Annotated in this window: 7 protein-coding genes; 5 read left to right on the top strand and 2 right to left on the bottom strand. The window is 63.6% G+C overall.

Annotated elements, in window-relative coordinates; all coding sequences use genetic code 11:
* Nucleotides 1-5 precede the first annotated feature (5 nt).
* Nucleotides 6-191 (bottom strand): hypothetical protein, encoded by a 186-nt coding sequence (locus tag Aau02nite_RS44130; protein ID WP_212994676.1) that lies wholly within the window; start codon nt 189-191, stop codon nt 6-8.
* Nucleotides 192-321: 130 nt separating this feature from the next.
* Between Aau02nite_RS44130 and Aau02nite_RS44135 the strand changes: the two genes are divergently transcribed.
* Complete coding sequence (locus tag Aau02nite_RS44135; protein ID WP_212994677.1) at nt 322-954, top strand: hypothetical protein; 633 nt, start codon at nt 322-324, stop codon at nt 952-954.
* Between the two features lie 172 nt (nt 955-1,126).
* Here the strand turns inward: Aau02nite_RS44135 and Aau02nite_RS44140 are convergent, their stop codons facing one another.
* The gene (locus Aau02nite_RS44140; RefSeq protein WP_212994678.1) at nt 1,127-1,408 is read right to left on the bottom strand and encodes a hypothetical protein; all 282 of its coding nucleotides are present in this window, start codon (nt 1,406-1,408) and stop codon (nt 1,127-1,129) included.
* Between the two features lie 142 nt (nt 1,409-1,550).
* Between Aau02nite_RS44140 and Aau02nite_RS44145 the strand changes: the two genes are divergently transcribed.
* The 4 genes from Aau02nite_RS44145 to Aau02nite_RS44160 all read left to right on the top strand — a co-directional run.
* Nucleotides 1,551-1,976 carry a hypothetical protein gene (locus Aau02nite_RS44145; protein WP_212994679.1) on the top strand — a complete coding sequence of 142 codons (426 nt, stop codon included), beginning with the start codon at nt 1,551-1,553 and terminating at the stop codon, nt 1,974-1,976.
* A 60-nt stretch (nt 1,977-2,036) separates the two neighbouring features.
* Nucleotides 2,037-3,980, top strand: coding sequence for a trypsin-like peptidase domain-containing protein (locus Aau02nite_RS44150; protein ID WP_212994680.1), 1,944 nt, complete (start codon nt 2,037-2,039; stop codon nt 3,978-3,980).
* A gap of 30 nt (nt 3,981-4,010) precedes the next feature.
* Nucleotides 4,011-4,955 (top strand): AAA family ATPase, encoded by a 945-nt coding sequence (locus tag Aau02nite_RS44155; protein WP_212994681.1) that lies wholly within the window; start codon nt 4,011-4,013, stop codon nt 4,953-4,955.
* Nucleotides 4,952-8,649 (top strand): SAV_2336 N-terminal domain-related protein (locus Aau02nite_RS44160; RefSeq protein WP_281421193.1); only part of this gene is annotated, 3,698 nt, incomplete at its 3' end. The genes Aau02nite_RS44155 and Aau02nite_RS44160, both read left to right, overlap by 4 nt.

An 8,649-nucleotide genomic window follows, 5' to 3' on the forward strand; every position in this document is an offset into this window, starting at 1 on the left:
CTTATTTACCAGGGTCTAAGCAGGTCGTGGAAGAGCCGGTAGACGGTGGTGCCGTCTTCGGTGTCGGTGACGAGGCGGGAGCCGAGGAGCCAGGCGATGTCAGCGTCGCCGTAGTAGCCGTCGTCGTCGACGGGCAGCGCGTTGAACAGGGCCGCCTTGTCTTCAAGCAGCGCCGCCAGATCGGCTGTCATCCCTAGACGCTAACTTTCAGCCGCACGAACCCACGGATCCACCGTTGGGTCACGAGCACGAGTCGGTGCCGAACTCTAACTACAAGCCTGCTTTTCGGCGACAATCGCGCTAGGCGTACTTTCGTCCGGCATGGACAGTGATACCTGGAGTGCGGTCGGAACAGGCGTCGGTGCTATCGCCGCGCTCGGGAGCCTAGCGGCGGCGATCATTGCGGCTCGGATTGCGGCGGACGCACGGAAGGCCACGCAGACGTTGACCGACATCGAAGCGCGCCGGGAGTGGCGCGAGCTGACGCCGACGTTTGAACTCACCCTGCGAGCTGTGACCGAGGAGTATGCCGACCTTCGCGTGGAGCTGGCCGGGCCGACCGCGCTCGGCCGCCTTGACGAAATCAAGCTGACCGTACGCGATGACCAGCACGGCCGCGGTGCGTCATCAATCGCCGGCGGCCCGACCGACGAACAGATCCGCAATCATGTATGGGGAGCGTATCGGTTCCGCCGCGGGGTCGACGGTGGCTCGGACAGCGGCCGAAGCGTCGCGCCGTTCCCACTCCCCATTGGCGAGTTCACGCGCAAGGCGATGGATCAGCAGGTACCGCCGCAGTGGGCCAAGCACCTCACCAAGGCTGATTGGCAGCGCCAGTACGCAGGCAAGCCGGTGCGATTCTTGCTTGACTGCCGACGAGACGGATTCCCGCCATGGCGCGTACCGATCGAAGCCACGCTTGTCCCAGTCCCGGAGGAGACTCAGTCGACGTAGCCGTAGGCGGTGAATCCCAGCAGCCAGGACACGGCGGGCACTCCGACTGACGAACCGCCGAGACGCTGGCGCCTAGTCAGCTGTCGAGCGGTCGCTGTCGCATCGTGCAGCGCCACCTGCGGCGGACAAGGCGCGAAGGGGATGGCGACGTGAGCCCGTCAGGGGCGGCCCGCTATGGCGCCGGTGGCTGACAGAAGTGGCAACGATGCAAATCCAGCGTTCCCACGGTCTGCGTCGCCCAACTCCGGATGTCGTCGAGCGTCCGGCCACAGGTCTTGCTGTAGGCGGTGGTCCAGTTGGAGCCACCGGTGATCCTCAGTCGCACGCAGTTGGCACGGTGCAGCACATCATAGCCAGCAGCGGGGACGCGATCGTGGTTGACGATGTAGGCGTCGGGATGATCATCGCGCCATCGCTCGAAATCCGGGTCGCGATCCGTAAACGTAGTGGCCACCGAGTAACGGTAGACCGCTTCGCCGCGATCTCTTCGGCCGGAGTCTCGACGTCCGCCAAAATAGATCCGATCAGCTGAGCGCGGCCGGTCCACAGTGTCTGTAACGTCGAGTTTTGCGCTCCTCACGACCGGAAGGACTGCTGTGCAGGCGACTGAAGATTCGATAGAGATTCGCTTGGGAGTACTCCTTGCGGAGAGTGGGCCCGAGGTCTCTGACAACGGGCTCGATGGCGACGAGGAGCTGCTGGAAGAGGGACACGTCCCTGCGGCTGGCTACCGTGGGCGCCACACCATCAAATCTGACAATCGGGTCGTACAGCTCGGCAACGATGTTCTGCGCGCGGCGGCTGAGGCTGTCGGCGGTGAGGTTGCGCTCGTGCTCGACGGTGTGCTTGCTGGAATAGAACGCCGCACTCCGGCTGCGCAACGAGCGTTCGCTATCGAAGACCTGGAACTCAAGTTCGGTGTGAAAGCTACATTAGGCGCCGGCAAGGCTGTGGAGGCTCTGCTGACCGCCACGGGTGAGGCGACGGTCGAAGTGACATTGAAACTGCGGCAGCAGCTGTAGGCTCACGCGACGGTGAAACGCCATGATGGCAGGCAGTCGGTGGAGGCTGCGGTGGGTCGTTTGCTCACGATCGAGGAACACAGGAGTGGCCGACACGACGCGGTGCGTAGTGCCTTCCCGATTGGGGACGGGCATGTACTCACCGCATGGCACTGCGTGCGAGCCATCGGCGGATCGGCTGCTCGATTGTGGCTTCGGCTTCAACCGCGTCACCCGGGTGGCGCTGCCATCGACATTCCGGTGTTCTATGTTGACCATGAGGCGACCCTGGACGCTGCTCTGCTGGCGTTTGACGAGCAACGCGCCATGCCGTCGCACGACGGAGAGCTGGAAGACCTCGTTTCCTATCTAGATGCGGTCGCCCTGCCGTTGACGACCGAGATCGAGGCATACGACCAGGTCAGGGTGGCGGGACACCCGGAGCGAAACCCGGCGCGTTATAGCGTGATCTACACCGGCAAGGTCCAGCAGGCGACGTCCCGTATAGGTAAGCGGTCCGTCGTGCGAGTGCATGTCGCCAGCTTCGGTAGTCGGTCCGCCGAGATTCCGTCGGGCATGTCGGGAGGGCCCCTGCTGCGTCGGGACCCCGATAGCGGGGTGGAGACGGTCGTCGGTTTCGTGTCGACATTCCCCACGCAGCTGTCCGCGGAAGGGACCGCCGAGGCGCTCGGCGCTACCGTTCTGTGCGGTCGTATTGCAGATCTGCGTGAGCGCTTCCAGGCTGTTGAGAAGGCTCTCCTGCGCCAGGTGGCGCGCCTCGCGACAGTGTCGGCCGCCGTCGAAGAGCGGCTGTCGGAGGATGCTATCGCCGCTCACCGGGTGATCCTAGAGTCGGCAGGTGCACTTCCTGCGGCATGGACCTCTCTCGCCATTCGGCAGCTCCTCGAAAGGCAAACAGGCATCTCGCGGGTCACCGATGTGCTGCAGCTCCTTGCAGCGGCTGTCGAAGCTAAACCCGTATTCGCCGCTTGCGAGGGTTATGAGATTGCACTCGGGCAACTGCATGGGATCTATCGACGTGAGATCGGCGACTGGCCGGTCAACGGCAGCGCTGACGCCATGCTAGTTCAAGCTTCTGACATCGATCTACGGGAGCGGCGGGATACCGGTTGGACGACGATGTCGCCGCTTGCTCGTTTCCTCGTGGGAGTCGCGGCCGAACGGCGCATTGCGGTCGATGACAGCCTGCTACTTCGACAATGGCTGATCGCCCGCGGCTATCAGCTTGGCGACGCACGTCAGCATCAAAAGCTTCATCGCCGGGGTGGCTGGCTGCTGCTCGATCTGGGGGATGAGCCAGGACCGAGTGACCAGCCCTATCCGTTCAGCGTTCGGTGGACACTGATCACTGACGATGATGTGATCAGTCGGACAGTCGACGCCGACGGCACTCGAGGTGGCCTGCTGCTCGCACTCCGCGAGGTGTTCCGGGAGTTGCCACCCACTCACCCACTCGTCGTGGATCTAGCCGCGCCGTCCAATTTGCTTATCGAAGCCATCGATCAGTGGCCCGTTCGGGAGGTAGACGGTGAGTTGGAACCGCTTAGTAGTGAGTGCAGGCCGCGGTTGCGGTGGTCCCCGCGTCTGCGTAGAGCGGATCTGTACGGTCGACTCGTAGATCGGCTTACCGCAGCACGGTGGGACCACTTGCCCGAGCCGCTTGCACCTAGTCTTCTTGCGGACGAGAGCGGCCTGATCGCGTGGGCGCGAAGCCGCGCTGATGCGGCCTGGCTGGTGGGTGCGCTGCCGGTGGTCCGGCCGGTCAAGCCACTACGTCAGCTGCTGCGCAACGGCCATGGGTTCATGGTGTGGCTGCACGGCTCGAACTCCGTGGAGGGCCAGCATGCGGTCCGGGAAGCAGCAGGTGCGCTCCCCGTGCCGGCCCGGCGCGATCACATCCCCGAGAACCTGCCCGTGCTTGCTGCAGGCGCCACGGTCATCTGGGATGACCCGCAGGGGCGAGAGGGCTTTTCGCTTCCCATGACCGACGTTGAGAGTTGCTGACGTGCACCAATGGATAGCGAGGGAGTTGCCATGGTTTGGCAGATTTTTAGCGGCACGGGTGAACCGGCGAGCGTGGAGGCGTGGCGGGCGTTGCCGGGGCCTCCTCCTTGGCGGAATCGGGGTGCCGCGGTCCGTCACTTCGTTCCGCCAGAGGGCCTGCTGGACGCTGTGAATGCCGCTTTGCATTTGCGGCGTCCTCTATTGCTCAGCGGTCCGCCAGGGTCAGGTAAGTCGACCTTGGTCGGTCTGATCGCGGCCGAACTGGAACTTGGCGAGCCGCTTAACTGGCACGTCACCTCGCGCAGCACTCGTGCTGATGGCCTGTACCAATACGACGCCCTTGGTCGGCTTCACGCGACGCAGACCGAGGGCGACGAGGGTGCCGCCGCGGTGCAGAATTTCGTGACGCTCGGTCCACTTGGCACGGCTCTCGCCGATCCGAGCCGCCCACGGGCGGTGCTAATCGATGAGATCGACAAGAGTGATCTCGATTTGCCCGGTGATTTGCTCAACGTTCTTGAAGAAGGAATCTTCGAAATTCCTCCGCTCGTCCGCGATGCCGGTGCGGGAGACCACGCTTCAGAAAAAAGTTCCACGCTGTACCATGTCCGCGGCGCGGATCGTGCCTTCTACCCAGTCAATAACGGCCTGGTAGAGCGCACGAATTGGCCCATCATCGTGCTGACCAGCAACAACGAGCGCACCTTCCCATCACCATTTCTTCGCCGGTGTGTAAGGTTCGAGATGCCGACTCCCAACGCGGATTTTGTTCAGAAAGTTGTCGCGTCTTATCTTGCAGAAGCAGCGGAACAGGAGCAGGCGAAGATTGGCGAGTTCGCGCAACGCCTGGTCGCAGGCGAGAACCTCGCTCTCGACCAGCTACTCAACTACATCTATCTGGTATCCGGTGAGGCGCGAGACGGCGCACGAGACCGACTGGAAGAGGTGCTGTTGGCGGAGCTGAGCGGCAAGTGATCGAGCGGCTCGTCACGTCCTTGGCGGAGGCGCTGCCTGCATGGTCCGCGTGGGAGATCGCCGATCTGCTGTGGTTGGCCGCGGTCGCGGCCGATCGGCCAGACGACCCGAGCCCTGATATGCCGGATTCAAAGCTGTCTGAATCAACGGGGCCGCTACCATCGGCAGAATCCGCCGGGCAACCCCGGTTCGCCCAAGAGAGCCAAGGGCCGTTGCCGTTGCCGTTGAGCCTGGCAGGTGACCAGCCCGAACAGAGTTCGGCGTTGACGATTCCTGCTACAGCGGTCGGGCTGCGGACACTGGTGACACTGGAACGCACGACTGCAGCGGGCCGCGCTCTCGCTCTATTTAGGCGAGTTCACCGTCCCAGCGGCCACACGGTAGACATCGATGCCACCATCGAGGCGACTGCCGACGCCGGACGACTAGTGGTTGTGACTTCGCCGGCTTCCGACCGCGGCGTAGACATCGCGGTGGTTGTGGAGTCCGGTCCGGTGGCTGCCGCCTGGGAAGATGCCATTCGAGCATTCGAAAAATCGCTGTGGCGGACCGGCGCTTTCCGGTCCATCAGCCAGTGGTCCATGACAGCCACGACGGACGGCGACGGAGAGTATGGTTTGACAGTCGCTGATGCGTCTGGGTTCGCTCACCATCCCGACCGATTGATCGACGCGACCGGACGCCGGTTGATTCTTGTCCTCTCCGACACTGCCTCAGACCACTGGTACGGCGTCAGTACTTGGAACGCGGTCCGTTCGTGGGCCAACACCACCCCAACCGCCGTGATTCAGCTCCTCCCCGAAAACCATTGGGGCTACACGGCGATGGGGCTCCCTGACATGCTGATGCGGTCACGGCGTCCAGCTGGCCACAATGCCGACGCCCAGGTCCGTCCGGCGTGGTGGAGTGCCGACGTATCGGATGACACGACCCGTGTCCCTGTTCCGGTCCTCACCCTAAGTGCAACGTCCATGACGCGGTGGGCTGACTCCGTGGTCACCGGAGCGGAGTGGTCCGAAGCGGTCTCGGCCGAACCACCTAGGCGCTCTGCCCCTAGCGTGACGAACGCCGCGCTTACACCGACAGAACGTATCCGCGCTTTCCAAGCCCGCGCCAGCCCGCAAGCGCAGGCTCTCGCTCGTATCCTTGCCGGCGCGCCCGCACTGTCGCTGCCGCTGATCCGGGTGTTGCAGCATCGGCTGGTACCTGGTAGCGATCCTTCGCATTTAGCCGAGGTGCTCGTCAGTGGCCTGTTTGAACGCACAGAGCCTGGAGGGGACCGGTTGCGGCTGAGACTGCGACCAGGTCTACGCGATCTTTTGCGGCGCGGGATGACTACTACTCAGGAGTGGGATACCTACGAGGTGCTGACGGATCATCTGCTCCGTCACGCCGGTTCCGGCGAGACGGTACAGGCACTCTTGGCCGATCCGATGGGGTCGGGTCGCCTTGACATCGGTCTGGAGCCTTTCGCGGCGATGGGCAGGGAGCTTGCGCTGCGGCTGGGCTTAACTTTTCCCAAACGGGAGCAATTGACATCACGCCCTCGGCGAGCGGCGTCCTCGATCGTTTTTGTTTCCGACTACGCCGACTTGGCTCCGTCCGAGGATGAGTGGCGGCGCACCGTGGCCGCCGGGATGGTGCAGGCGGGAGCGTCCATCGAGGATGCCAGTTTTGTCCTAGATACCGCCCGCTACCTGCGGCTACCAGACGCCGTTTCTAACGCCTCAAAGACGGACCTCATCAACTCCTACGCCAGCGATGGCCTGGTCGGACGCGCCGCCCGGGCGGCCGTTGAGGCCCTGATCGATCCAGGCACTGAAGTTATTGTCGCGCACGGTGCCGGCGCCGTCGTGTCATACGACGCGCTGTGTCATCACCCGGAGTGGGACGTCCACTCCATGATCAGCTTGGCGTGGCCGCTCACTGGCGACCAGACCGATATTGTGGCTTCATCGTCATCCGTGCGCGGTGTGGCCTACCGCTGGCCTGTCGTGCTCGATACCTGGATCGACCTGAACGACAGCGTACAAGCTGCGGTGGCTGACAACTTGGTCAGCGCCACGTTCGGCGGGCGAGTACGCGTAGAGAGAATCAGCGGTATCGACGGGTCAGCCCAAGCGTTCCTGCTGAACCCGGCCACCGGACGGGCGATACTCGACGCAATTACCGCTGGACGATCGCCGACGCCGAGCATGTCCGCCGCGGCTCGGTTCCTCCGCGAGCTACGCAGGCTATACGCTGCGGCTGGCTCGCCGAACTTAGATGCCCTCATCCGCTCCGCACATACCATCGCCCCTTCAGGCCAGTTCAGCGAAGGCGCGCTGAGGGACTGGCTGCACGGGTCGGCGGTACCTACTCCCGAAGATGCCTTGCAAACATTCGTCGATGCGCTGGAGCGCAGCACGTCGAGCGAATCTCGGCGAAGTCCAGAATGGTGGGAACGACTGCGGCGGGACGCGCAGGCGGAGAGCAAACGCGTGCCGGAATCGGCTGAGCCGCCGTTCGTACGCACGTACAGCCCTTTTGAACTTGGCGTCCACCGAGCCATGGATGAAAGTGGAGAGTTGCCCGATCTAACTGCGTACTTCCCCAGGGAACACGACCTCGTATTGGCTGGCTTCGTGACCGAGGCATTGGCAGGCAAGAGCCGGATTGTGTCGCTCGTCGGTGGATCGGCCTCGGGAAAAACCCGAACTTGTTGGGAAGCAGTCGGCAGGCTGCCCGCCAATTGGCGGCTCTCAGCTCCTCGCATGTCCGAAGGCACGGAGGCCGTGCTGGCCGAGATCGCCCGAATCGGCCCGCGGACCGTGCTGTGGCTAGATGAGATCCAGCGCTATTTGGTTACTCCCCACGTGGAGGGTGATCAAAGAGTGGCCACGGCCATCGCAGATCTTTTGGTCGACGAGGCCAGATCTCCGGTACTGATTCTCGCCACTGGTTGGCCGCATGTTTGGCATGCGTTGACCGGCAGGCCAGCCGACCCCCATAATGACGCGCACGCGAAGGCCCGTGCGTTGCTATCCGGCACCGATCTACTCGTGCCCGACCGTTTCACTCCTGATGAGCTGGTCACGCTTCGCCAAGAGGGATCCGTCGACCCACGGCTTCACATCGCCGCTCAACGTGCCGAAGCCGGAAAAGTTACTCAATACCTTGCCGCGGCTCCGGCCTTGCTTCAGCGATACGCATTCGCGCTGCCTGTTGAAAAGGCAGTTGTCGACGCCGCAGTCGACCTTCGACGCTTCGGTCACCCCGATCGGATACGGGCCGACACGTTGCACCAGGCATCGGCCGGCTACGTTCCTGAGCCGCATCGAAGCGAGGCCGACGACGCTTGGTGGCAGCGCGCACTCGGCTATGCCGAGCAGACTGTGCTGGGTATGCCTGGACTGCTCGCTCGCGTTTCCGATGTGGGCTATCCGTTCGCCTTCCGTCTTGCTCCGGTGGTTGAAGAGCTGGCTACCACCGAGCGGCGGGCGATCCAACCCCCGGGCAGCCTCTGGTCGGCTATCGCTACTACAATTAATGACCCAGAAGTTCTCCGTCGCATCGCCTCGAAGGCCGCCACGGGTGGTCATGACATGGGCGCTCGTAGCTTGATCGCTTTGGCGGACCGCCTCGAACGGGTGGACGTAGCCGCCCAGCACACGTCGCCCCGTCGCGGGGGTTCCACGACGGACCTGCCCGGTTC

It is taken from the genome of Actinoplanes auranticolor (assembly GCF_018332655.1).
Taxonomy (GTDB): Bacteria; Actinomycetota; Actinomycetes; order Mycobacteriales; family Micromonosporaceae; genus Actinoplanes; species Actinoplanes auranticolor.

Coding starts and splice junctions, on each gene's coding strand:
- Aau02nite_RS44130 (WP_212994676.1), bottom strand. CDS start 191: ATGACAGCCGATCTGGCGGCGCTGCTTGAAGACAAGGCGGCCCTGTTC.
- Aau02nite_RS44135 (WP_212994677.1), top strand. CDS start 322: ATGGACAGTGATACCTGGAGTGCGGTCGGAACAGGCGTCGGTGCTATC.
- Aau02nite_RS44155 (WP_212994681.1), top strand. CDS start 4,011: ATGGTTTGGCAGATTTTTAGCGGCACGGGTGAACCGGCGAGCGTGGAG.